This is a genomic window from Enterobacter sp. CM29 (assembly GCF_013179605.1).
Classification (GTDB): Bacteria; Pseudomonadota; Gammaproteobacteria; order Enterobacterales; family Enterobacteriaceae; genus Enterobacter; species Enterobacter intestinihominis.
Map to the genome: position 1 here is coordinate 1 of NZ_JABMCU010000053.1, position 23,015 is coordinate 23,015.

Here is a 23,015-nt window from a genome sequence, read left to right on the forward strand (position 1 = left end):
CTCGGCGCATCCCTGCGCCTCGCCCCGGCCGGAAGGCAAACGCCTCAGCGATTTACAGCCGGACCAGGGCATCGCTGACAGCCCTCAGTCATTTAGAAAGCAACTTTATTGCTTCTGCATAAAAAAAATACTGGGGATCCCTCAGCCCCGCGGGAGAGGGTTAGGGTGAGGGAAATTAGCGCACACGGATCCCTTCGATAATCATCCGCTGCACGTTTTCCAGGGTGCTCTGGAAAAACGCCTCGTCCTGCAGCGTTTTACCGGTCACCGCTTCAACCTGGGCCGCAAAGTCAGCGTAATGCTGGGTGGAGGCCCAAATCATAAAGATCAGGTGATGCGGATCGACCGGGGCCAGCTTTCCGCTGGCGACCCATCCGGCAATAATGGCTGATTTATCGTCCACCAGCTGCTTTAGATCTCCCGTCAGCTCCGCCTGCAACAGCGGCGCGCCCTGCAACATCTCCAGGCAGAACAGCCTTGATGCCTGCGGGTAATCACGCGATACCTCCAGCTTCAGGCGTATGTACTCCTCTATCGCCACCAGCGGGGCCAGCTCTTCGCGAAACGCCTTGAGAGGTGCCAGCCAGATATCGAGGATCTGCTGCATCACCGCGATATAGAGCGCCTCTTTTGACGGGTAGTAGTAGAGCAGATTGGTTTTAGACACCCCGGCCTGCTCCGCCACCTGCTCAAGGCGTGTACCGTGAATACCAAACTGCGAAAATGTCTCCAGCGCGGCGCTGAGGATCGCCTGTTTCTTGGCGCTCACCGCCTGCGAACGTTTACCGGGTGTTTTCACTGCGCCTTGTGTCATTTTCGCTCTCCATTTTCTGTCCTGCGCTCAGCATAGCAAAACCCCCGTCTCGCCACGACCTTCTGCACCCTCAGCGCGCATGAGTGCCTGTTTTCTGTGCAATGATTTTGACCACTTAGTCCACATTTTCGCTGTTAAATTTAATAGCCACCAGTTAACACCCTAATAACAAAGTATTTTTCAAAACTGGCACTCCCTTTGCAAAAACGTCGTGACACCTGCGACGTAATGAAGAGAGGTTCGTGATGAAAATTGGCGTATTTGTACCGATCGGCAACAACGGCTGGCTTATCTCGACCACGGCCCCGCAATACATGCCGACCTTTGAGCTGAATAAAGCCATCGTGCAGAAAGCGGAGCATTACCACTTCGACTTTGCGCTCTCGATGATCAAGCTGCGCGGTTTCGGCGGTAAGACCGAATTCTGGGACCACAACCTGGAGTCCTTTACCCTGATGGCGGGCCTGGCGGCGGTAACCTCGCGCATCCAGATTTACGCCACCGCCGCCACCCTTACCCTTCCCCCGGCAATCGTGGCGCGGATGGCCTCCACCATCGACTCCATCTCCGGCGGGCGCTTTGGCGTTAACCTGGTCACCGGCTGGCAAAAGCCGGAGTACGAGCAGATGGGGATCTGGCCGGGGGACGATTACTTCTCCCGTCGCTACGACTACCTGACTGAATATGTGCAGGTGCTGCGCGATCTGTGGGGCACCGGCAAAAGCGATTTCAAAGGCGACTTCTTTACCATGAACGACTGCCGCGTCAGCCCGCAGCCGTCGGTGCCGATGAAGGTGATATGCGCCGGACAGAGCGACGCGGGAATGGAATTCTCGGCGAAATACGCCGACTTCAACTTCTGCTTCGGCAAAGGCGTTAACACCCCGGCCGCCTTCGCGCCCACCGCGGCACGCATGAAAGCGGCCGCCGACAAAATCGGGCGCGACGTGGGCTCCTACGTGCTGTTTATGGTGATTGCCGACGAAACCGACGACGCCGCGCGCGCCAAATGGGAACGATACAAGGACGGCGCCGACGAGGAAGCCCTGAGCTGGCTGACCGAGCAGAGCCAGAAGGATACCCGCTCCGGCGCGGACACCAACGTTCGCCAGATGGCCGACCCGACGTCTGCCGTCAATATCAACATGGGCACCCTGGTTGGCTCGTATGCCAGCGTCGCCAGAATGCTCGACGAAGTGGCTGCCGTGCCCGGCGCCGAAGGCGTGCTGCTGACCTTCGATGATTTTCTCACCGGCGTGGAAACCTTCGGCGAGCGTATTCAGCCGCTGATGCAGTGCCGTGCCCACATCCCTGCCGTGACGAAGGAGGTGGCGTAATGACGACCCTCAACGCTCGCCCGGAGGCCATCACCTTTGACGCGCAGCAGAGCGCGCTGATCGTGGTGGATATGCAAAACGCCTATGCCAGTAAAGGCGGGTATCTGGATCTGGCCGGGTTCGACGTCTCGGCCACGCAGCCGGTGATTGAGAATATCAAAACCGCCGTGAGCGCCGCGCGTGCTGCGGGCATGCTGATCGTCTGGTTCCAGAACGGCTGGGACGACCAGTACGTCGAAGCTGGCGGTCCCGGCTCACCCAACTTTCACAAATCCAACGCCCTGAAAACCATGCGCCAACGGCCTGAACTCCAGGGCACGCTGCTGGCGAAAGGCGGCTGGGATTATCAGCTGGTGGATGAGCTGGTACCGGAAGCTGGCGATATCGTACTGCCGAAACCGCGCTACAGCGGCTTTTTCAATACCCCGCTCGACAGCCTGCTGCGCAGCCGGGGCATTCGTCATCTGGTCTTTACGGGCATTGCCACCAACGTCTGCGTGGAGTCCACCCTGCGCGACGGCTTCTTCCTCGAGTATTTTGGCGTGGTGCTGGAAGACGCTACCCATCAGGCCGGGCCGGATTTTGCCCAGAAAGCCGCCCTGTTCAATATCGAAACCTTTTTTGGCTGGGTCAGTAACGTCAATGATTTCTGCGACGCGCTGGATCCCCCGCTCGCCCGCATCGCCTGAGGAGAACCGCTATGCCGAAATCCGTGATTATTCCGCCGGGCACCAGCACCCCGATAGCCCCGTTTGTCCCCGGTACCCTCGCCGACGGCGTGGTGTATGTCTCAGGCACGCTGCCGTTTGATAAAGACAACAACGTGGTGTTTATCGATGACCCAAAGGCGCAAACCCGCCACGTGCTGGAGACGATCAAAACCGTGATCGAAACGGCGGGTGGCACGATGGAGGACGTGACCTTCAACAGCATTTTTATCACCGACTGGAAAAACTACGCCGCGATTAACGAGATCTACGCGGAGTTTTTCCCCGGCGATAAACCGGCGCGATTTTGCATCCAGTGCGGGCTGGTAAAGCCTGAAGCGCTGGTTGAAATTGCCACCGTTGCGCACATCGCGAAGTGAGGCCGCCATGAAACTGTCCATTTCCCCGCCCCCCTTTGCGGGCGCGCCCGTGGTGGTGCTGATTGCCGGGCTCGGCGGCAGCGGCAGCTACTGGCTGCCTCAGCTCGCCATGCTGGGGCAGGAGTATCAGGTGGTGTGCTACGACCAGCGGGGCACGGGGAATAACCCGGATACCCTGCCGGAAGATTACACCCTCGCACACATGGCCGACGAGCTCGCACTGGCGTTAGCCGGGGCCGGGATCGCCCGTTACTGCGTGGTCGGCCACGCGCTGGGGGCGCTGGTCGGCCTGCGGCTGGCTATCGATAAGCCTGACGCCCTCACCGCGCTGGTTTGTGTCAACGGCTGGCTGACCCTCAATGCCCATACCCGACGCTGTTTTGACGTTCGCGAACGTCTGCTGCATGCGGGCGGGGCTCAGGCGTGGGTAGAGGCACAGCCGCTGTTTCTTTACCCGGCAGACTGGATGGCTGCCCGCGCTCCGCGGCTGGAGGCCGAGGAAGCGCTGGCGCTGGCCCATTTCCAGGGCAAAGCCAATCTGCTGCGCAGGCTGCATGCGCTGAAACAGGCCGATTTCAGCCGCCACGCTGCACGCGTTCGCTGCCCCGTGCAGATTATTTGTTCCACCGACGATCTGCTGGTGCCGTCCGTCTGCTCCGCGGAACTGCACGCCGCCCTCCCGCACGCCCGCAAAACGGTCATGCGCCAGGGCGGGCATGCCTGCAACGTGACCGCGCCGGACATCTTTAACACGCTGCTGCTGAACGGGCTTGCCAGCCTGCTGCACAGCCCTGAACCCGCTTTGTAAGGAGCCTGAATGAGCGAAGCCATCACGCCCGCCGCGCTGGAAACGCTGTTTACCGGCGCACGTACCCATAACGGCTGGCTGGATATACCGGTCAGTGACGAGACGCTGCGCGAGATTTATGACCTGATGAAATGGGGGCCGACGTCCGCCAACTGCTCCCCGGCGCGCATTGTCTTTGTGCGAAGCCCGGAAGGAAAAGAGAAGCTGCGCCCGGCGCTCTCCAGCGGCAACCTTGAGAAAACGCTCACCGCCCCGGTCACGGCAATTGTCGCCTGGGACAGCGAGTTTTATGAGCGCCTGCCTGTACTATTCCCGCACGGCGATGCCAGAAGCTGGTTTACCTCCAGCCCCGCACTGGCGGAAGAGACCGCCTTTCGCAACAGTTCGATGCAGGCCGCGTACCTGATCTTCGCCTGCCGCGCGCTCGGGCTCGACACCGGGCCGATGTCCGGCTTTGACCGGGAAAAAGTGGACGCGGCCTTTTTCACGGGCACGCTGCTTAAAAGCAATCTGCTGATTAACATCGGTTATGGCGATATGAGCAAAGTCTATGGGCGCTTACCGCGTCTGACCTTCGAAGACGCCTGCGGGCTGGCGTAAGGAGCCATCATGACGACACCCGATCAACAAACCTTCCGTGATGCCATGGCCTGCGTCGGTGCGGCGGTCAATATCATCACCACCGACGGCCCTGCGGGAATGGCGGGCTTTACCGCCAGCGCGGTATGCAGCGTGACCGATTCCCCGCCCACTCTGCTGGTTTGCCTCAACCGTGGCGCGTCCGTCTGGCCGATTTTCAGCGAGAACCGCACCCTGTGCGTTAACACGCTGAGTGCCGGACAGGAGCCATTATCCAACCTGTTTGGCGGTAAAACGCCGATGGCGGAACGCTTTGCCGCTGCCCGCTGGCAGACAGGCGACACGGGCTGTCCACGTCTGGAAAATGCCCTGGCCTCGTTCGACTGCCGCATCAGCCAGGTGGTTAGCGTCGGCACCCACGACATTCTGTTTTGCGACATCGTATCCATCGTTCGCCACCCGGCACCGCAAGGGCTGGTGTGGTTCGACCGCGGCTATCACGCACTTATGCGACCCGCCTGTTAATCCGCATTCAGGAGACAGAACATGTTCGGACTTCCTCACTGGCAGTTGAAATCGACCTCTACAGAAGCAGGCGTGGTCGCGCCGGATGAAAGGCTCCCGCTCGGGCAGACAATGGTGATGGGCGTGCAGCATGCGGTCGCGATGTTTGGTGCGACGGTGCTGATGCCCATGCTGATGGGGCTGGATCCTAACCTCGCCATTTTGATGTCGGGTATGGGTACCCTGCTGTTCTTTTTTGTCACCGGCGGGCGCGTGCCCAGCTATCTGGGCTCCAGCGCCGCCTTTGTGGGAGTCGTTATTGCAGCGACCGGGTTTAACGGTCAGGGCATTAACCCCAACCTGAGCGTGGCCCTCGGCGGCATTATCGCCTGTGGGCTGGTCTACACCCTGACCGGTCTGGTGGTGATGAAAGTCGGCACGCGCTGGATCGAGCGGATGATGCCCCCCGTCGTCACCGGGGCGGTGGTGATGGCGATAGGCCTGAACCTCGCGCCGATTGCGGTGAAGAGCGTATCCGGCTCGCCGTTTGAAAGCTGGATGGCGGTGATTACGGTGCTGTGCATCGGCGTGGTGGCGGTCTTTACGCGCGGGATGATCCAGCGGCTGCTGATCCTGGTCGGGCTGATTGCGGCCTGTCTGATCTACGCGCTGCTGGCGAACGTGTTTGGTCTCGGCAAGCCGGTTGATTTCACACTGATTCACCAGGCCGCCTGGTTCGGCATGCCGCAGGTGACCTCACCCACCTTTAACGCTCAGGCGATGATGCTCATCGCGCCTGTCGCGGTGATTCTGGTGGCTGAAAACCTGGGCCACCTGAAAGCCGTAGCGGGAATGACCGGGCGCAATATGGACCCGTATATGGGGCGGGCATTTGTGGGAGACGGTCTGGCGACCATGCTCTCCGGCTCGGTCGGCGGCAGCGGCGTGACGACCTACGCGGAAAACATCGGCGTGATGGCAGTGACCAAAGTCTACTCGACGCTGGTCTTCGTGGCGGCGGCGGTGATGGCGATACTGCTCGGCTTTTCCCCAAAATTCGGCGCATTGATCCACACCATCCCGGCACCCGTGATTGGCGGCGCCTCGATTGTTGTATTTGGTCTGATTGCCGTCGCGGGGGCACGCATCTGGGTGCAGAATCATGTTGATCTGAGCCAGAACGGTAACCTGATCATGGTGGCGGTCACGTTGGTGCTGGGCGCAGGCGACTTCGCCCTGACGCTGGGCGGGTTTACGGTGGGCGGGATTGGCACGGCGACCTTCGGCGCGATCCTGCTCAACGCCCTGCTTAGCCGCCGCAAAGGGGATGAAGCGCAAGCGGAAGCCATCACCCCCTGAACCTGAAATAGCCGGGTGACGCTACGCTTACCCGGCCTACATGCCAATTGTAGGCCCGTGCAAGCGAAGCGCCGCCGGGCAAAACGGGCAGCGTGCGCGTTGTTAGCTATCTGCCCCTTGTTCAGTGCCGAACCCGGCAGTCGCCTTACGTCGTTTTTTTAACTTTAACTCGCTCACCAGCACCCCGGCGACAATAAACGCCGCGCCCACCAGCGCCAGCAGCGGCAGACGCTCCCCGGCGAGTCGCCCGAAAATACCCGCCCACACCGGTTCACCGGTATAGATGACCGTCGCCCGTGTCGGAGATACGCTGCGCTGCGCCCAGTTCATGGTGACCTGAATAATAGCGCTAAAAATGCCCAGCCCCAGCGCCACGACGATAAGCCCGGTAGACATCGGCGGGAGGGACTCCCCTGCCGGCACCATCGTCGCGAACGCCACCAGCGACGCGGTGGCAAGCTGCACGACCGTCACCCGCTTGACGTCCACTTTTCCTGCCCAGGCGCTAATCAAAATAATTTCTGCCGCAATGGCAACGGCCCCCACCAGCGTGATGATCTCTCCCGGCCCCAGCGCCAGCAGATTATTTCCCGGCCCGGCTAATAAAATGAGGCCGATGAACGCCAGCATGATACCAATGCACGACATCAGGCCCGGTATTCTGCCCAGGCACAGCCACTGCAACAGCGGCACCAGCGGTACGTACATGGCGGTGATGAAGGCGGATTTACTGCTGGAGATAGACTGGAGCCCCCACGTCTGTAGGCTATAGCCCATGGCAATCGCCACGCCAATAGCGACACCCGCTTTAAGCTCTCTCAGGGTCAACCCGCGCAGGGTTTTCAGCGAAATAAGCGCCACGGCAACCGCCGCGGTTGCAAAACGCAGCCCTACAAAGAAAAACGGATCGCTCATCGTGACCGCGTACTGAACGGCAAGAAAGGTTCCGCCCCAGAACATGGTGATCAAAATCAGGATGGCTTCCTGAGGCTTAATGGAGAAAGTAAAACGAGAAACGGACATGGGACACCAGCACGAAGAATCAATCCTGTAGTGTGCGATGCCTTTGATTACAGTTCAATGTAGCAGACATAAAAAAACCGCCGGGAAACCCGGCGGCAGAGAGTTAACCCGGCGTACTACTTGTTGCTGCCGTGGCTATTTTTACCCCCTTTTTTGCCAGCCTCTGATGCGCGCTGAGGGTCGTTTTTAAAATTGCCCCCGCTAGACTGGCCACCTTTACGACCTGCTTCTGATGCTCTTTCACGGTCTTCAGCGAAATTACCTGAACCACCACGATGGTTTGCCATCTCTAACCTCCAGAGTGTGAAACATTAGACATCATATTGCATTCAGTAAAAGAGGATTCTTTCACCTCGCGGCTCAAGGACAGTGCCTTTATCTGTGCCGCGTGAAACTAAGCTTAGTGTAATGCGGCTATCCGGCAAGCGAGAGGTAATATTCTGCAACATGATCTCAGCCTTTCGTATGAAATATTGAGGAGGTTATCCATAAGCCATTCTTATATTTTGAAAAAACAGCGCTGCTAAAGTTGTTTCATTTTGCTACAAAGCACGTAACGAAAAGATATTGTTATATATCAAATAAATGCCGTTCATTTTTGCAGTCTGGCCGTGATGTCATATCTTTAAAGTAACGCAGCGATCCGCTGTAAGAAAAACCAACGAGGAGTGATGCAAAATGGCAAAAGTTCTGGTGCTCTATTATTCCATGTATGGACACATTGAAACCATGGCTCACGCAGTTGCAGAAGGCGCAAACAGAGTAGACGGCGTTGAGGTTGTGGTTAAACGCGTACCGGAAACCATGCAGGCGGAAGCCTTCGCCAAAGCCGGGGGAAAAACACAAAACGCCCAGGTCGCCACCCCGCAGGAGCTCGCGGACTATGATGCCATTATCTTCGGCACCCCGACCCGCTTCGGCAATATGTCCGGCCAGATGCGCACCTTCCTCGACCAGACGGGCGGGCTCTGGGCCTCCGGCGCGTTATACGGCAAGCTGGCCAGCGTGTTCAGCTCTACCGGCACAGGCGGCGGCCAGGAGCAGACGATCACCTCAACCTGGACTACCCTTGCACATCATGGGATGGTGATTGTGCCGATTGGCTACGGCGCGCAGGAACTGTTCGATGTTTCCCAGGTTCGTGGCGGGACACCGTATGGCGCGACAACCATTGCCGGTGGGGATGGTTCACGTCAGCCAAGCAATGAAGAACTTTCGATCGCCCGCTATCAGGGTGAATACGTCGCGGGTCTTGCCAAAAAACTGAACGGCTAACCCAACAGGAGGACAAGTATGCCAACTCAAGAATCCAAAGCTCACCACGTGGGCGAATGGGCAAGTTTACGCAATACCTCTCCGGAGATTGCAGAAGCCATCTTTGAAGTCGCCAGGTATGACGAAAAGCTGGCTGAGCAGATTTGGGAAGAAGGCAACGATGAAGTGCTGGTTCGCGCCTTCGAAAAAACCGACAAAGACTCGCTGTTCTGGGGCGAGCAAACCATCGAACGTAAAAACGTCTGAATGTTCCCCCCGCCCGCGCGGGGGGTTTTCTTCTATTTCGCCGCGTTGTTCATCACCGCATTGAATTTATCGATCGGACAGAAGCCGTTGCCATCTACCGGACAGCCCTTCAGCTCCAGCGTCACGCGCTGCGCAGGAGATTGCAGCGACAGCACGCTGGCATTACGCAACTGCTCAGAACTCTGGTAGACATACTCAATTTTCATCAGCTCCTGGTTAGTGTTTTTGTCATGCCAGCGCTGGAAGACAATTTTACCGCCAATCGGGGTTCGTTCCTGCTGGTCGTGCAGCTGATACGGCCTGAAATCCAGCGCGGTCAGCAGCGAGGCAATGTTGGAGTCGTGCCCCACCAGCAGGGTAATTTTTGGCGCTTTGGCCTGTTCGGTCACCAGCGCTTTATCAATGTACTTCACCAACGGTTTAGCCACGTTCTGCGCCACGTCCGTCGAGGTAAACAGCGAGTCCTGGTAGCCGTTTTTCAGCTTCGACAGCACGCGCCACTGCTGATTGGTTTTGATTTCCCCCCATGCCACCTGGTCTGCCGGGAATCCTTCGTAATACTGTAGGGTGAACGCATCCACCAGCGAGTTACCCACTTTCAGCGGCCCGGAGACGCCCGGCTCTTTTTCATAATCGGCGCTGAACGTATCTTTCGCCTCCGTCAGGGAACAGACTTTTTTCTCCTTGCAGGACGGCGAGTCGCTATAGTTTGTCAGCTGCTCCAGCAGTTTGTAGCTTTCATCCAGCTGCATTTTCTGCCGTTCTGTCTCCATCGCTTTCAGCGCTTTCTCACGAAACTCAGGGGAATTATCGGTAATGACCGGATTGAAGGTGGGGTCCATGGTGCCCATTTTTTCCTGATGATGCACAGGCACATCGCACCCCGGGAACGCGCCGGTGATAAAGAACTGCGCGGTCGCCACGGTGCGCTGGAGGCTGTTGGCGTAGGCATAGACGGTATCCGCTTGGGGGCATTCACCCGTCTTCACCATCCCCTGCTCTGCCAGCCACTCGCGTATATAGTGACCCATATACACTTCCAGTACGCCCCCTTTGGTGGTGAGCTGTCCACCCGGGACGTCCCACTCCGGCCACTGCTTCGGCGTGGACTGCTCCAGCACGCTGCCGTTATTGGCGAGCGGTGCACGCAGGTTGTGGCGGCTCATGATGAGTACCTGTTTCAGCTGATAGCCGTCCGGTGTGTCCTGCGCCTGTGCGCCAAAGGTCACGGCAAGGGTACCTGCCACGGCAACTGCGAGTAGTGCTTTTCTCATCCCTAATTCCTCACACGTTTTTTTAATGTCGCATTGAGTGTGACAGATTCGTGACAGGTTTTTCGGGAAGCATTTCTCAAACTGATGAATACGTGACTCGCTGATTCAGAGGCTGATGCCGGTGACGATGCCGACATACAGCGCCGCCCATGCGCAGGCTGAAAGCAGGCTGATGGCGTAAACCTTTATCGCGCTCAGCCTGAGCATGCCCGCCGCCAGCGGCACGATATAGCGCAGTACCGCCAGGAAACGCGAGGTGAACAACACCAGCAGGCCATTTTTATGCAGCTGGTGCTGTACCCGCAAAAACTTCCCGGCATGTTTTGCCGTGAAGCGTGACACTCGCCGGGTATGCCCCATCAGCTGGCCGATATGGTAATTCAGTACCGATCCTGCCGTAGCGCCCATCACCACCGCCAGCCACGTCAGCGCCGGATGCATACTCGACTGGCTGACGGCAATCCCCGCCAGCAGCATGACCGATGCGGGCGGGAGCACGGAAGAGATCAGTACCGTTGATTTACTCAGTGCCATAACAACGAGCAACGCGAAGAGATGCGTTGGATAATGCGCAAAATGATCCAGCAGCGTGTCCAGCCATGCCATTTTACTCTCCCCGGTAACATCAGAATTCCCCATTAGAAGTGAAAATAGTTAAATAAAACGTCAACATTCATTCAATAATATTCATTTAAACCATACTTAAACATTATTTAAATTCCTCAGCGGCCATTTTAAATAAGCGTATTATCCCTCACGTTTTACAACGATCTCGTTATGGCGAGGCTCCTGTACAAATACACGTTATCGCTCTGGTGGGTTCGAGAGAACCGGCACAGGGTAAAACAGGCACTGTCGAATCAAGGCTTTGCCAGTATAACTTCCCTTACGGGATACGGTGTACAGTGCTGAACCCAGGACGTGGGGATCTCCTTTCCGACATGCCCTGTCTTGCTCGCCCCTGAGAGATTTTATTATTCAAAGGGAAGTTACAATGTCTTACGCTATTCACAACCAAAATCTGGCTTTTAACGACAGCGCCATCGCGCAATATATGAATACCGATTTTATCGTTATTGATATTTCATTATGCGTGGCTCTGGCACGCGAGCAGTTCTTTGAAAAATTAAAAGATGATGATATTCCGTCACATATTTTTATCGAAGACAACGGTCGCCTCGCGGGTTTGATTGCCGTACGTAAATTATTGCAGGCCACGGATACCGTACAGCCCGTTAAGGGGCTGATGATATCGGATTTTATCCAGCTTAAACCGGAAGATGAGCGGGCGGATGTCGCCGGGTTGCTGGCGCACGCAGGTGCGGATGTCGTACCGGTGGTGACCCACGGCAAGCTGGTGGGCTGCCTTACCGAGCGTGAAATCGCCCATCTGCTGGAAGATGACGTTACTGAAGATGCCCAGCTTCAGGGGGCAACGCTGCCGCTGGAGAAGCCCTATCTGGAAACCAGCGCCTTTAGCCTGTGGAAGAAACGCTCCGTCTGGCTGCTGCTGCTGTTTGTCGCGGAAGCGTATACCAGCTCGGTGATCCAGCATTTTGAAGAGGCGCTGGAATCCGCCATTGCGCTGGCGTTCTTTATTCCGCTGCTGATTGGCACCGGCGGAAACAGCGGGACGCAGATTACCTCGACGCTGGTGCGCGCCATGGCGCTGGGTGAAGTCCACCTTCGCGACGTGGGTCGCGTGCTGCGCAAAGAGATGAGCACCTCGTTAATGATTGCCGCCACGCTGGGCCTGGCGGGCTGCGTTCGTGCCTGGATGATGGGCATTGGGATGGAAATCACGCTTATCGTCAGCCTGACGCTGGTCTGCATTACGCTGTGGAGCGCCATTGTCTCATCGGTGATCCCGATGGTATTGAAACGTTGCAAAATCGACCCGGCGGTCGTTTCCGCGCCGTTTATCGCCACGCTGATCGACGGTACCGGGCTCATTATCTACTTCAAAATCGCACAGTATACGCTTGGGCTGGAATAACGAAAAAACCCTGCGATATTGCTATCGCAGGGTTTTCGAATTTGGCGGAAGCGTAGAGATTCGAACTCTAGAACCCTTTCGGGTCGCCGGTTTTCAAGACCGGTGCCTTCAACCGCTCGGCCACGCTTCCAAAGTGAGGCGCACTATAAACATCTCTGAGCATGATGTAAAGCAGGAAATTGCATTACGTTGAGCTTCTTGCGTCATTCCCTTCCGCTCCGATCACTTCTTCGTCATCGGCTGGCTAAAATGTAAACATTTATTTTTACATCACATAAACTTATTAGAATGAAAGTTTGTGATCTAGACTCTTTTTCATACACCGCAGCTTATCCGTGCAACATTGCCACCTCAATATGCCCTTGTAAGACCCTATTCACGCAGGTCACTGCGATAAGAGATTTTCCATGAAATTATTCGATACCGATAACTACAGACTTATTCTCTGGCGTAAATTTCTGCCGTGGCTGATCCAGAACGGTGCGCAAAAAAACAACCCGCATGACTATTTTCTGGTGTACTTAAAAGATGCCGACAATACGCGTTATATTCTGAAGAAGCACGAAAGCAGCAACGTTGTGCTCTGCCCGATGCATAAAAGCGAAGATGTCAGTATGAGCGTGGAAGATATCAGCGAAATGCAGGCTGAAATCATTCACTATAAGCGCAATGGGTTTCAGGCTTACAAAGGCATTATCCCGTTTGCCTTTGACCATTATACGAAAATCATCACCTTAAAAACGGCCCTTGCTCGTCTAAAAGGGCGCTGTATTTCTGGCCTGAAATCTGATTCAGAAACCATCAGCCGGGACCGTTACAACTTGCTCAGGCTGCTGGTGACCGACTACGTCAACCAGCGCCCTTCGCGCGTTTCGTCTGGTTTCACCCAGCGGGAAGTGATCGCCATGCTTTACGGCACACTTTGGTATAAACATATCAAAAATGAGTCGTTTAGCAGAAAAATCGCGCTCTTACTTGAGTCGCTCGTGATCACGGGCGATCTCAGCGAAGAGGGTAAGGTGTACTACGTGCAGGGCCAGGCTATTACCACCATGGTCGAGTATGAAAAAGAGGACCAGCGGGTAACGCATCAGCAAAAAATGCAGAAAAAAATTACGCGTTTTATGTTTGCGATAACGCTATCTACGCTGCTGATTATTCTGGTTCTGCTGTCGATGGCCGGGGTCGTCGACCTCGCCGCTGTCTGGCAGAAAATACTACAGATTAAGCCTCTTAGATTTTTAATGAATTTTATCTAAAACCCTGCCCATTAATTATGAATTTTATTTTTATCAGCGATAACTATTACCTTTGCCACGGTGTCTCAAGCTCACTGACATCTACCCATTTGATTCGCGATGAGGAGGATATTCACCATCTTTATGAGGTCGATCCCGAGCTGGATTTTATCATTGCGATTGAACAGGATAAGTTACGCAATAAAACCATTCAGCAGGTCAAAAAAGTCAAGCGTGATTACATTGTCCTGATGCATGAGATAGAAGCCAACAGCGCGGTGAGAATTGATAATATTATCTATTCGTCGATGCATTTTACTGCTCACCCTTTTCAGCAGCTGATGCGCTTTTATCGGGCGCTCAGGACACACTCCTTTACCCGACGCGAATATGACGTGCTAAAGCTTTTCCATATGGAAAATCATGAAATCGCGAAAAAGCTGCAACTGTCACAAAAAACGACCAGCACCTACCGCGTGAGGATCCTCGAGAAATTGAATATGCGTTCAAAAAACATTCTGGCGATGACCCGTATAAAATCGGCGATTGTCGATCAGAAACTGTGATCTTTTGCCTTACCTCGAGAAAACCGGGGCCTCAGGTTTCGCCCTGAGGGGGTTTGGCGGGCGCGGTATACCAGTTCTCTTTGGCAACCATTACGCTGCCCTCTGGCTGCATAACAAAATTCGGAGACATGATCTGCACGTTAAATTCGTTAAACACATCCTGTATCTGGCTATGCAGCTCATTGCGGGCAACCGCGAGGGACTGGTCGGGCAGCAGACGAACCTGCAACTCGTAGGCGATATACCAGTCCATTAACCCTAACTGGCGCACCAGCGGCGGCTCGGAAAGATCAATCCCTTTTGCCCGTTTCGCGGCCAGCTCCAGCATGGCATGCACCTGACGCCATGGGGTGTCATAACCAATAGTGACGCTGACCGTCAGATTGAGGCTGCCATCAGGCTGTAGCGCGCTAAGGTTGGTGATCTTACCGCTCACCACCACCGCATTGGGCACGGTAACGACATAATTTTCCCGGGTAATAATTTTGGTCGCCAGCATGCCTATTTCACTGACCTTACCTTCGTTATCCGCCACCCGAATGACATCGCCTTTACGCAGTGCGCGGGAGTAAATCAGGACCAGACCGCTCATGGCATGGTTCATCACCCCTGCCGAACCCAGCGTTAACATCAGGCCGAAGAAGACGCTAATACCTTTAAACGCCAGTGAGTTTGCGCCGGGGAGAAACGGCCAGGCAGCGGAGAGAGCAAATAGCCAGACGGCGACGGAAATGAGCTTACGGGTAGCCCCCACGGTTTCCGGATGTACGCCGGGAAGTTGCAGACGACCAGCCTCCACCTGATTCAGCACCATCCTCAGAAGCTTCAGAATAAAAGCGGTAATGAGGAAAATGATCAGAACAATCGTCAGCCCCGGCAAAGCCGAGACAATCGCCAGGGCAATTTGCTGCACCACGCGAAGCGACCAGTCTCCCAGCGACGTGCCCCACACCCGCGTCCACGGAAACAGACTGAATGCCCAGCTCAGCCAGACGTAAAAGCCGATTAAACCCAGCAGGAACATCAGCAAGGCGTAAAGCCGAATCTCAATGGCGCCAATGTACCGCCGCCAGCTTTGCGGCACCCGGCTGCGATTCTCCACAATACGCAGACGGTAGACGCGTCGAAACCAGCGCCAGGATCGCCAGGCGCCATAGCAGAGCAGCAAAAGCGCCAGCAGGCCAGCGGCAGCTTTTACCGTCGACAGCGCCAGCCAGCCGGTATCGTATTGATCGCGCAGCGCCATTCTCTGCGCTTCCATGCGCGCCAGCACGCGCTGCGCGGCCTGATCGAGGGTGAGATCGTCCCCTTCGTCCAAATCCCCTTCCGTCAGCAGCATCACGGGCTTACCGTTCATCACGATCAGCCGCCCCTGCTGGTTATAGCGGGTCACGGGGACGATAGTGAGCGGCTCACGCACGTCCGCCTCGGTAAAATTGCGCAGGGTGTTGCGGATGCGTAAAACGCGCTCCTCCGGCGTGGTCAGGCCAAATTTCGCCTGAAGCATGACGATCGGCTGATGAAAGATATAGACCGTCCGGGCGCGCTCCTGCTCAGAAGGCGCCTGGCGGGGTTCAGCGGCATACGATGAGAAGGCGCTCAGGGAGGCAAAACAGAACGCAAACGCGAGCAGGATCTTTTTCATCCTCACTACCCCAAATCAGAAATCTTGTTGTTTTTCAGGCAACCCGCGAATGCCAGGTGGGTATGTTGAGAATAGTCCAGCCTTTCGTTTCTGCAACAAGCGACGGTGAGCGTGTTGCTCTCAATCACAATATATGTATTATGTTATAACATAACAATTTGGGATTGTGTTCTATGTTACTTAAAAAAGGGTTATTTCTGGCTTTATTGCTCTCCACGGCGCCTGCCGCTTTCTCAGCAACCTCCTGGCCCCTCACGATTGAAAATTGCGGCGTAAAGCAGACCTTTGCGCAGGCTCCTCAGCGCGTCGTGACCGTGGGACAGCATGAAACAGAATTACTGCTCGCACTGGGGCTGGAGAAAAAGATCGCCGCAACGTCGGTCTGGTTCGGCAAGCTCCCGGATCAGCTGGCAGATGCCGGGAAAAATATCCCCCGGCTTGCAGATAATTCCCCCTCATTTGAAGCCGTGGTGGGACAGAAACCTGAGCTCGTTCTCGCGCAGTATCACTGGCACATTGGTCCGCAGGGAGAAGTGGGAACCCGTGAGCAGTTTGCCTCGCTGGGGATTAATACGTGGATCTCTCCTGCCGACTGCACGGATAAAGCGGTGACGGAAACGTCAAACGCAGACGGAGCACGCAGCGCGCCGTTTTCGCTGGCCGAAATTACACGGGAAGTGACAGATCTGGCGACGATATTTGATGTTTCCGCGCGAGGTGAGCAGCTTAATCATACGCTGACGGAACGTATCAAAAAGGCCCAGGCGCGCGTCTCAGCGAAACCGCTTCGCGTCGTATTCTGGTTCTCAAGTAGCCGTCTGAATGGCGATCCCTGGGTGGCGGGGAATTACGGCGCGCCTGGCTGGATCAGCCGCACGCTGGGGTTGAAGAACATTATTGACTCTCATGACGAATGGCCGGCTGTAACCTGGGAACATATTGCCCAGTCGCAGCCGGACGTGATTGTTATCGCCGGGATGTCCCGCAGGCTCTACCCTGCCGATGACGTTGAGGTAAAAAAAGCATTCTTGCGTAATGACCCGGTGACGAAGAACATGCCTGCGGTCAGGAACAACCACATTATTGTGGTGCCGGCGATGTCGTTGAACCCTTCATTACGTAACGTCGATGCGGTTGAGCTTATCAGCGAGCGGCTGGCTTCTTTCCGGGATGAACAATGAGTCATTTCGCTTTTGACCGCCGCCAGCAAGGTTTACTGGCAGCAGGCGTCATGGCGCTGCCGCTAATGCTGGTTTTTGCCGCCAGTATCGGTGATATGCCGGTGTCGTATGCCAGTACCGGGAAAGCGATCCTCAACGGACTGGGTTTGACCTCTTATGCGTTGCCACAAACGGAGGAGGGTATCGTCTGGCAATATCGCATGAGCCGGGCAGTGATGGCCGCGTGCAGCGGCGGTGGCCTGGCGCTGTGCGGGCTGGTGTTACAGTCGATCCTGCGTAACCCTCTGGCTGAGCCTTATCTGCTGGGGATTTCCGCGGGCGCCTCGCTGGGGGCCGTCTGCGTGATGCTTCTCGGCATGGGGGGAAGCGTGATTGGCGTGAGCAGCGGTGCGTTTGTCGGCTCCTGCGCCGCCTTTGCGCTCATCATGGTGATTACAAACGGGATGAGTGAAAGCCCCTCGCGCATTTTGCTGGCCGGTATTGCGGGCACCCAGCTCTTCAACGCCATGACCGCGTACGTCGTCAGCACGTCCGCCAATGCCGAGCAGTCCCGTAGCGTCATGTTCTGGCTGATGGGGAGTCTGAGCGGCGTGCGCTGGCCTGACGCGCTGCTGGCGCTGGCCGTTACGCTTGCGGGTTTACTGGTGGTATTGCTCTTTTCCCGGGCGCTGGACACCTTCACCTTCGGGGATGAGGTCTCCACCACGCTGGGGATCCCGGTTACCGCCGTGCGTATTGTCTTATTGCTGACCTGTGCCGTTGTCACCGCCACGTTGGTGAGCGCTACAGGCGCAGTGGGGTTTGTCGGGCTGGTCATTCCCCATGTGACGCGCATGCTATGCGGGCCGGGCCATCGCCGCTCGATCCCGCTGACGTTTCTCATCGGCGCCCACTTTATGATCCTTGCCGATATCGTCTCACGCACGCTGATCGTGCACCAGGTTCTGCCCATCGGGGTGGTGACTGCGCTGGTGGGCGCCCCCGTCTTTGTGGCGTTGCTTTATCAAAACCGAAAGGAGCATCCATGAATATTACAGTGGCCGGGTTAACCGTAACCCGACAGGCGCAGACGGTGCTTAAGGATATCGATCTCGACCTGCCATCCGGGCAGATTGTCGGCCTGTTAGGGCCAAACGGCTCAGGCAAGTCGACGCTGCTGCGCTGCCTCGCCGGGCTGTTTCCACGACACAGCGAACGTGTTGCGCTTAATGGCACAACGCTTGGCTTGATGCCGCTGAAAATACGGGCGCAGCACATGGCGTTTGTCCCGCAACATGCTGAGGTCGACGGGGAACTGACCGTTGAGGATATTGTCAGGCTGGGGCGTACGCCCTACCGGAAAACATTCCAGAGAACCACGCGCGACGATGAGGCTGCGGTTGAACAGGCGATTGGCCTGATGCAGTTATGCAGCTTACGCCAGCGGCGATGGCACTCTTTGTCAGGCGGAGAACGACAGCGAAGTCAGATAGCCCGCGCGCTGGCCCAGCAGCCGCAGGTGCTGTTGCTCGATGAACCGACAAACCACCTGGACATTCAGCACCAGCTGGAGCTGATGCGGCTCGTTTCACAGCTGCCGCTTACGGTGGTGGTTGCACTGCACGATCTCAATCTTGCGGCCAATTATTGCCAGCGTCTGATCCTCCTGAAGGCCGGGCAGATCGCAGCCACGGGTGCGCCCGAAGCGGTGCTGACGCCCTCGAACATCGCGGATACCTGGTGCGTAAAAGCTCAGGTCTGTAAGGCCGACGCCGGGATCACGATAAGCTATAACATGGGTAACATGGCGGAGAGCCAGAACAAAAGCAAAAACCCCTGCGATATTGCTATCGCAGGGGTTTTGAATTTGGCGGAAGCGTAGAGATTCGAACTCTAGAACCCTTTCGGGTCGCCGGTTTTCAAGACCGGTGCCTTCAACCGCTCGGCCACGCTTCCTAAGTGAGGCGAACTATAAACACCTCACCGCGCGCTGTAAAGGGTGCGCGCATTCGTTCGCTTTAAAAATAGCCAAAATGCGTTTAATCGGTTGAATAGACAACAGATTGGCCGTTTTACCAGCATAATATCCACCGCGGATCGTTAGTGCTTTTTGATGTACATATCTTTGGTGTAGTAGTAGCCAAGCTTATCCGGCGTGAAGCCCCCTACCCACGGTTTCACCAGGTGCGTGCGCACGTAGTGGTAGACAGGGATCGCCGGCACATCGCGCCCCAGCAGATCTTCTGCCTGCTGGTAGAACTTACCGCGCTCCTCCGCCGTTTTCGCCTTCGCCGCATTCACCAGAGCCAGATCGTATTCCGGATTGCTGTACTGAGTGGTGTTTTGGCTGTCACCGGTACGGAAGTTATTCAGGAAGGTTGCGGCGTCATCGTAATCAGCAATCCAGGCGTAGCGCACCGCGTCAAAGTTATGGGTGTGCATGGTATCAAGCATGGTTTTCCACTCCTGGTTTTGCAGCTTCGCCTCTACGCCGAGGTTCTTCTTCCACATCGAGCTGGCGGCAATCGCAATACGCTGGTGCGATTCCGAGGTGTTATAGAGGAGATTAAAGCTGAGCGGATGGCTGTCGTTAAATCCGGCTTCGGCCAGCAGTTTTTTCGCCTCGGCAATGCGTTTATCCATCGGCCAGCTGGCGTAATCAGGGTTCTGTAACTTGACGCCGCCAATATCCGGCTGGCTGATGAGCCATGCCGGGCGTTGCCCCTGCCCTAAAACTTTCCCGGCGATAATATCTTTATCCAGCGCCAGATTCAGCGCCTTACGCACGCGGGCGTCGCTGAACGGCGGCCGGGTGGTGTTGAATTCGTAATAATAGGTGGCAAGCTGCGGCGATACGTCCAGCTCGTTCCCCAGCGTTTTCTTCAGCTGAGCAAACTGGTTGATCGGCACCGTGTAGGCGATGTCGATTTCGCCCGCTTTGTAGCGGTTGACGTCAGCGGCTTCGGAGGAAATGGGCAGATAGGTCACCTTGTTGATGACGGTATGTTCGTTATCCCAGTATTTCGGGTTTCGCACCGCCACAATGCGTTCGTTCACCACCCACTGTGACAGTTTATAGGCCCCGCTGCTGACGAAGTGCTCCGGTTTGGTCCACTTATCACCGAAACGACCTACCAGGACTTTATCTATCGGCACCAGAGACGGGTGAGCCAGCATCGCCAGGAAAGCAGCATTTGGCTGGTTGAGCGTAACTTCCAGCGTGGTGTCATTGATGGCTTTCACGCCCAGCGACTCGGGTGCTTTTTTGCCTTCTGCGATATCAGTGCCGTTGACGATACGCATACTGCCGGGATAGCTGGCATACGGAGAGACGGTTTTCGGGTCGACCAGTCGCTGCCAGCTCCAGACAATATCTTCCGCGGTGATGGGGGTGCCATCGCTCCAGGTTATGCCCGGGCGCAGATGGAAAGTCCAGACGGTGTTATCTTTATTTTCCCATTTCTCCGCCAGGCGCGGCTGGATTTCACCTGCCGGAGAGACGCTGACCAGCCCGTCGAATAAATCACTGATAATATTGAATTCGACATCGCTTTCGACTTTATGCGGGTCGAGCGAGGCGGGTTCACTGCCGTTGTTCCTGACCAGTTCCTGCTTATCTGCCAGCTGGGTTCCTGCCGGCACGTTAGCCGCCCAGGTTGCCGTGCTGGCGCACAGGACCCCTGCGGTTAACAAAGAGAGCGTAAAGTGCATGCGTGTTTGTGGTTTCATTTCCTTCGCCTTATTGTCTGTTTTTATGACGATCCGGAAATAACTCTTAGCGGCCTTAGGGAAATAACGCAATATTTTTCAGTGACCTATAAGAGGTTGATCTGAATACGCCTTGCATACCGCACTTCATTCTGAGTAAAAAGGCTTTACCAGAATAAAAAACCAGCATAATCCCTAAGGGGCTGAGTAAAGATGGGTAAAACCACTTTGCGTCTGCCGCGCCGTTTCCTATTCTTTGCGCTAATTACATCTGTCATAAGAGAGTGACTCATGGATCGTATAATTACTTCTTCACGCGACCGCACATCGCTACTCAGCACCCATAAGGTGCTGCGCAATACCTATTTCATGCTCAGCCTGACGCTGGCGTTTTCGGCGATCACCGCGACGGCCAGCACCGTACTGATGCTGCCTTCTCCGGGCCTGATCCTGACGCTGGTGGGTATGTATGGTCTGATGTTCCTGACCTATAAAACCGCGGATAAACCGGTGGGTATTCTCTCCGCTTTCGCCTTCACCGGCTTCCTGGGCTACATCCTGGGGCCAATCCTGAACGCCTATCTGTCTGCCGGAATGGGCGACGTGATTGGTATGGCGCTGGGCGGTACCGCGCTGGTGTTCTTCTGCTGCTCGGCCTACGTGCTGACCACCCGTAAGGACATGTCCTTCCTCGGCGGTATGCTGATGGCGGGTATTGTGATTGTGCTGGTCGGTATGCTGGCGAACATCTTCCTGCAATTGCCTGCTCTGCATCTGGCAATCAGCGCGGTGTTTATCCTGATTTCATCCGGCGCAATCCTGTATGAAACCAGCAACATCATTCACGGCGGTGAGACGAACTATATCCGCGCCACCGTGAGCCTGTATGTGTCGCTGTACAATATTTTTGTCAGCCTGCTGAGTATCCTGGGCTTCGCCAGCCGCGATTAACTCACCGTGCTGTGAACAAAGCCCCGCTTATGCGGGGCTTTGTTTTTTTGGTAGACTGAGGCGGTTTTTGACTAACGCGTGAATGAATATGTTGAGTTTTGAAGGCAAAGAGATCGAAACCGATAATGACGGTTATCTGAAAGAGAGCAGCCAGTGGAGCGAAGCGCTGGCGGAGAAAATTGCGGAAAGCGAAGGAATTACCCTCTCCCCGGAACACTGGGAAGTGGTGCGCTTTGTGCGCGAATTCTACCTCGAATTCAACACCTCTCCGGCTATCCGCATGCTGGTCAAAGCCATGGCGAATAAATTTGGCGAAGAGAAAGGCAACAGCCGTTATCTGTATCGCCTGTTTCCGAAAGGCCCGGCTAAACAGGCGACAAAAATTGCCGGCCTGCCAAAGCCGGTAAAATGCATTTAATAGCGAATACTGAAGTCAGCGTATTCCCGGCCGGGTTGATGCGGTTCCGTTAGCACCTTATCAACCCGCGCGCTGCGCGGTCCGCCCGCTTTCAGCCACGCCACCAGCTTCTCTACCCGATCCGCCTCACCGCAGGCCACAACCTCCACGCTGCCATCATCCATGTTACGCGCATACCCCGTCAGTCCGAGCTGAAGGGCTTCGCGCTGGGTGCTGTAGCGGAATCCGACGCCCTGTACAAGGCCATGGACCCAGGCAATGGTGCATACATTTGACATCATCCTTCTCCTTATCCGACTGGCGCGTTGCATTTCCTAGCTGAAGTCGGGAAAATGGCGGCCATTTCATTGGAATCGACAGAATAGCAAATTATGAGTGTACGTTTAGTGTTAGCCAAAGGGCGCGAGAAGTCATTACTGCGCCGCCATCCCTGGGTCTTTTCCGGCGCGGTTGCCCGCATGGAAGGTAAAGCCAGCCTCGGTGAAACCATCGATATTGTTGACCATCAGGGGAAATGGTTAGCACGCGGCGCATACTCGCCTGCATCTCAGATCCGCGCGCGCGTCTGGACGTTCGATAAAGAAGAAGCCATCGATATCGACTTCTTTGTCCGTCGTCTGCAACAGGCGCAGCAGTGGCGCGAGTGGCTGGCAAAGCGTGACGGGCTGGACAGCTATCGTCTGATTGCCGGTGAATCCGACGGGCTGCCGGGCGTGACCATTGACCGCTTCGGCAATTTCCTGGTGTTGCAGCTGCTGAGCGCCGGGGCGGAATACCAGCGTGCCGCGCTAATTAGCGCCCTGCAAACCCTGTTCCCGGAATGTGCCATTTACGACCGCAGCGACGTGGCGGTACGTAAAAAAGAGGGCATGGAGCTGACCCAGGGCCCGGTCACCGGCGAACTGCCGCCTGCCCTGCTGCCTATCGAGGAGCACGGCATGAAGCTGCTGGTGGACATCCAGGGCGGCCATAAGACCGGTTATTATCTCGACCAGCGTGACAGCCGTCTGGCAACGCGCCAGTACGT

25 protein-coding genes, 2 tRNA genes, 1 pseudogene and 1 riboswitch are annotated in these 23,015 nt (G+C 56.0%); of the genes and pseudogenes, 18 read left to right on the forward strand and 10 right to left on the reverse strand.

Annotation, left to right across the window (positions count from 1 at the left end; all coding sequences use genetic code 11):
- Positions 1-175: 175 nt before the first annotated feature.
- On the reverse strand, positions 176-814 hold the full coding sequence (rutR, locus tag HP459_RS08990) for an HTH-type transcriptional regulator RutR (RefSeq protein ID WP_003858090.1): 639 nt from the start codon (positions 812-814) through the stop codon (positions 176-178).
- Between the two features lie 245 nt (positions 815-1,059).
- Between rutR and rutA the strand changes: the two genes are divergently transcribed.
- The 7 genes from rutA to rutG are packed head-to-tail and all read left to right on the forward strand — an operon-like array spanning position 1,060 to position 6,488.
- Positions 1,060-2,151: a pyrimidine utilization protein A gene (rutA, locus tag HP459_RS08995; RefSeq protein WP_023305836.1), complete on the forward strand. Its 1,092-nt coding sequence runs from the start codon at positions 1,060-1,062 to the stop codon at positions 2,149-2,151.
- Positions 2,151-2,840, forward strand: coding sequence for a pyrimidine utilization protein B (gene rutB / locus HP459_RS09000; protein WP_022647681.1), 690 nt, complete (start codon positions 2,151-2,153; stop codon positions 2,838-2,840). Before rutA ends, rutB begins: the two co-directional genes overlap by 1 nt.
- A gap of 11 nt (positions 2,841-2,851) precedes the next feature.
- Entirely contained in the window at positions 2,852-3,238 is a 387-nt protein-coding gene (gene rutC / locus HP459_RS09005; RefSeq protein ID WP_015570870.1) for a pyrimidine utilization protein C, read from the forward strand.
- Between the two features lie 7 nt (positions 3,239-3,245).
- The gene (gene rutD, locus HP459_RS09010) at positions 3,246-4,046 is read left to right on the forward strand and encodes a pyrimidine utilization protein D (RefSeq protein WP_126502939.1); all 801 of its coding nucleotides are present in this window, start codon (positions 3,246-3,248) and stop codon (positions 4,044-4,046) included.
- Between the two features lie 9 nt (positions 4,047-4,055).
- Entirely contained in the window at positions 4,056-4,646 is a 591-nt protein-coding gene (locus HP459_RS09015; RefSeq protein ID WP_022647679.1) for a malonic semialdehyde reductase, read from the forward strand.
- Positions 4,647-4,655: 9 nt separating this feature from the next.
- On the forward strand, positions 4,656-5,150 hold the full coding sequence (rutF, locus tag HP459_RS09020) for an NADH-dependent FMN reductase RutF (protein WP_023299762.1): 495 nt from the start codon (positions 4,656-4,658) through the stop codon (positions 5,148-5,150).
- A gap of 21 nt (positions 5,151-5,171) precedes the next feature.
- Positions 5,172-6,488, forward strand: coding sequence for a pyrimidine utilization transport protein G (rutG, locus tag HP459_RS09025; protein ID WP_108367757.1), 1,317 nt, complete (start codon positions 5,172-5,174; stop codon positions 6,486-6,488).
- A 102-nt stretch (positions 6,489-6,590) separates the two neighbouring features.
- Here the strand turns inward: rutG and HP459_RS09030 are convergent, their stop codons facing one another.
- Together HP459_RS09030 and HP459_RS09035 are read right to left on the reverse strand one after the other, a co-directional pair.
- Positions 6,591-7,511: a DMT family transporter gene (locus tag HP459_RS09030; protein ID WP_171936129.1), complete on the reverse strand. Its 921-nt coding sequence runs from the start codon at positions 7,509-7,511 to the stop codon at positions 6,591-6,593.
- Between the two features lie 116 nt (positions 7,512-7,627).
- Positions 7,628-7,798 (reverse strand): general stress protein, encoded by a 171-nt coding sequence (locus tag HP459_RS09035; protein WP_001273664.1) that lies wholly within the window; start codon positions 7,796-7,798, stop codon positions 7,628-7,630.
- A 391-nt stretch (positions 7,799-8,189) separates the two neighbouring features.
- Between HP459_RS09035 and wrbA the strand changes: the two genes are divergently transcribed.
- Positions 8,190-8,786 (forward strand): NAD(P)H:quinone oxidoreductase, encoded by a 597-nt coding sequence (gene wrbA / locus HP459_RS09040; RefSeq protein ID WP_022647675.1) that lies wholly within the window; start codon positions 8,190-8,192, stop codon positions 8,784-8,786.
- Between the two features lie 18 nt (positions 8,787-8,804).
- A complete protein-coding gene (locus tag HP459_RS09045) occupies positions 8,805-9,032 on the forward strand; it encodes a YccJ family protein (RefSeq protein ID WP_022647674.1) in 228 nt (75 codons plus the stop codon).
- A 32-nt stretch (positions 9,033-9,064) separates the two neighbouring features.
- Here the strand turns inward: HP459_RS09045 and agp are convergent, their stop codons facing one another.
- Positions 9,065-10,306, reverse strand: coding sequence for a bifunctional glucose-1-phosphatase/inositol phosphatase (gene agp / locus HP459_RS09050; protein WP_171936130.1), 1,242 nt, complete (start codon positions 10,304-10,306; stop codon positions 9,065-9,067).
- Between the two features lie 105 nt (positions 10,307-10,411).
- Entirely contained in the window at positions 10,412-10,912 is a 501-nt protein-coding gene (locus HP459_RS09055; RefSeq protein ID WP_045308873.1) for a DedA family protein, read from the reverse strand.
- A 158-nt stretch (positions 10,913-11,070) separates the two neighbouring features.
- Positions 11,071-11,240: riboswitch (M-box (ykoK) riboswitch) on the forward strand.
- Between the two features lie 60 nt (positions 11,241-11,300).
- On the opposite strand from HP459_RS09055, the gene HP459_RS09060 reads away from it, so the two are divergent.
- Positions 11,301-12,302 (forward strand): magnesium transporter, encoded by a 1,002-nt coding sequence (locus tag HP459_RS09060; protein ID WP_003858115.1) that lies wholly within the window; start codon positions 11,301-11,303, stop codon positions 12,300-12,302.
- A 42-nt stretch (positions 12,303-12,344) separates the two neighbouring features.
- Here the strand turns inward: HP459_RS09060 and HP459_RS09065 are convergent.
- Positions 12,345-12,432, reverse strand: a tRNA-Ser gene (locus HP459_RS09065).
- Between the two features lie 277 nt (positions 12,433-12,709).
- On the opposite strand from HP459_RS09065, the gene HP459_RS09070 reads away from it, so the two are divergent.
- Together HP459_RS09070 and HP459_RS09075 are read left to right on the forward strand one after the other, a co-directional pair.
- Positions 12,710-13,561: a hypothetical protein gene (locus HP459_RS09070; protein WP_023299756.1), complete on the forward strand. Its 852-nt coding sequence runs from the start codon at positions 12,710-12,712 to the stop codon at positions 13,559-13,561.
- A gap of 17 nt (positions 13,562-13,578) precedes the next feature.
- Complete coding sequence (locus HP459_RS09075) at positions 13,579-14,106, forward strand: helix-turn-helix transcriptional regulator (RefSeq protein ID WP_023305829.1); 528 nt, start codon at positions 13,579-13,581, stop codon at positions 14,104-14,106.
- Positions 14,107-14,137: 31 nt separating this feature from the next.
- Here HP459_RS09075 and HP459_RS09080 read toward each other — a convergent pair whose 3' ends face one another.
- The gene (locus tag HP459_RS09080) at positions 14,138-15,751 is read right to left on the reverse strand and encodes a mechanosensitive ion channel family protein (RefSeq protein ID WP_023299754.1); all 1,614 of its coding nucleotides are present in this window, start codon (positions 15,749-15,751) and stop codon (positions 14,138-14,140) included.
- Between the two features lie 173 nt (positions 15,752-15,924).
- On the opposite strand from HP459_RS09080, the gene HP459_RS09085 reads away from it, so the two are divergent.
- The 3 genes from HP459_RS09085 to HP459_RS09095 are packed head-to-tail and all read left to right on the forward strand — an operon-like array spanning position 15,925 to position 18,793.
- Entirely contained in the window at positions 15,925-16,932 is a 1,008-nt protein-coding gene (locus HP459_RS09085) for an ABC transporter substrate-binding protein (protein ID WP_171936131.1), read from the forward strand.
- A complete protein-coding gene (locus tag HP459_RS09090) occupies positions 16,929-17,960 on the forward strand; it encodes an iron ABC transporter permease (protein ID WP_038415793.1) in 1,032 nt (343 codons plus the stop codon). Before HP459_RS09085 ends, HP459_RS09090 begins: the two co-directional genes overlap by 4 nt.
- Positions 17,957-18,793, forward strand: coding sequence for an ABC transporter ATP-binding protein (locus HP459_RS09095; protein WP_227022515.1), 837 nt, complete (start codon positions 17,957-17,959; stop codon positions 18,791-18,793). Before HP459_RS09090 ends, HP459_RS09095 begins: the two co-directional genes overlap by 4 nt.
- Here the strand turns inward: HP459_RS09095 and HP459_RS09100 are convergent.
- Both HP459_RS09100 and HP459_RS09105 read right to left on the reverse strand, forming a co-directional pair.
- Positions 18,780-18,867: transfer RNA gene (locus HP459_RS09100), tRNA-Ser, on the reverse strand. The genes HP459_RS09095 and HP459_RS09100 overlap by 14 nt on opposite strands.
- Positions 18,868-19,011: 144 nt before the next feature.
- The gene (locus tag HP459_RS09105) at positions 19,012-20,640 is read right to left on the reverse strand and encodes an ABC transporter substrate-binding protein (protein ID WP_150312370.1); all 1,629 of its coding nucleotides are present in this window, start codon (positions 20,638-20,640) and stop codon (positions 19,012-19,014) included.
- Positions 20,641-20,910: 270 nt separating this feature from the next.
- Between HP459_RS09105 and yccA the strand changes: the two genes are divergently transcribed.
- Both yccA and tusE read left to right on the forward strand, forming a co-directional pair.
- Positions 20,911-21,570 (forward strand): FtsH protease modulator YccA, encoded by a 660-nt coding sequence (gene yccA / locus HP459_RS09110; protein WP_003858127.1) that lies wholly within the window; start codon positions 20,911-20,913, stop codon positions 21,568-21,570.
- Positions 21,571-21,658: 88 nt separating this feature from the next.
- Positions 21,659-21,988, forward strand: coding sequence for a sulfurtransferase TusE (gene tusE, locus HP459_RS09115; RefSeq protein ID WP_063152076.1), 330 nt, complete (start codon positions 21,659-21,661; stop codon positions 21,986-21,988).
- Here tusE and yccX read toward each other — a convergent pair.
- On the reverse strand, positions 21,985-22,266 hold the full coding sequence (yccX, locus tag HP459_RS09120; RefSeq protein ID WP_003858131.1) for an acylphosphatase: 282 nt from the start codon (positions 22,264-22,266) through the stop codon (positions 21,985-21,987). The two genes, tusE and yccX, sit on opposite strands and share 4 nt — an antisense overlap.
- A gap of 93 nt (positions 22,267-22,359) precedes the next feature.
- Between yccX and HP459_RS09125 the strand changes: the two are divergent.
- Positions 22,360-23,015: pseudogene (locus HP459_RS09125) on the forward strand (23S rRNA (cytosine(1962)-C(5))-methyltransferase RlmI); the annotation flags it as partial.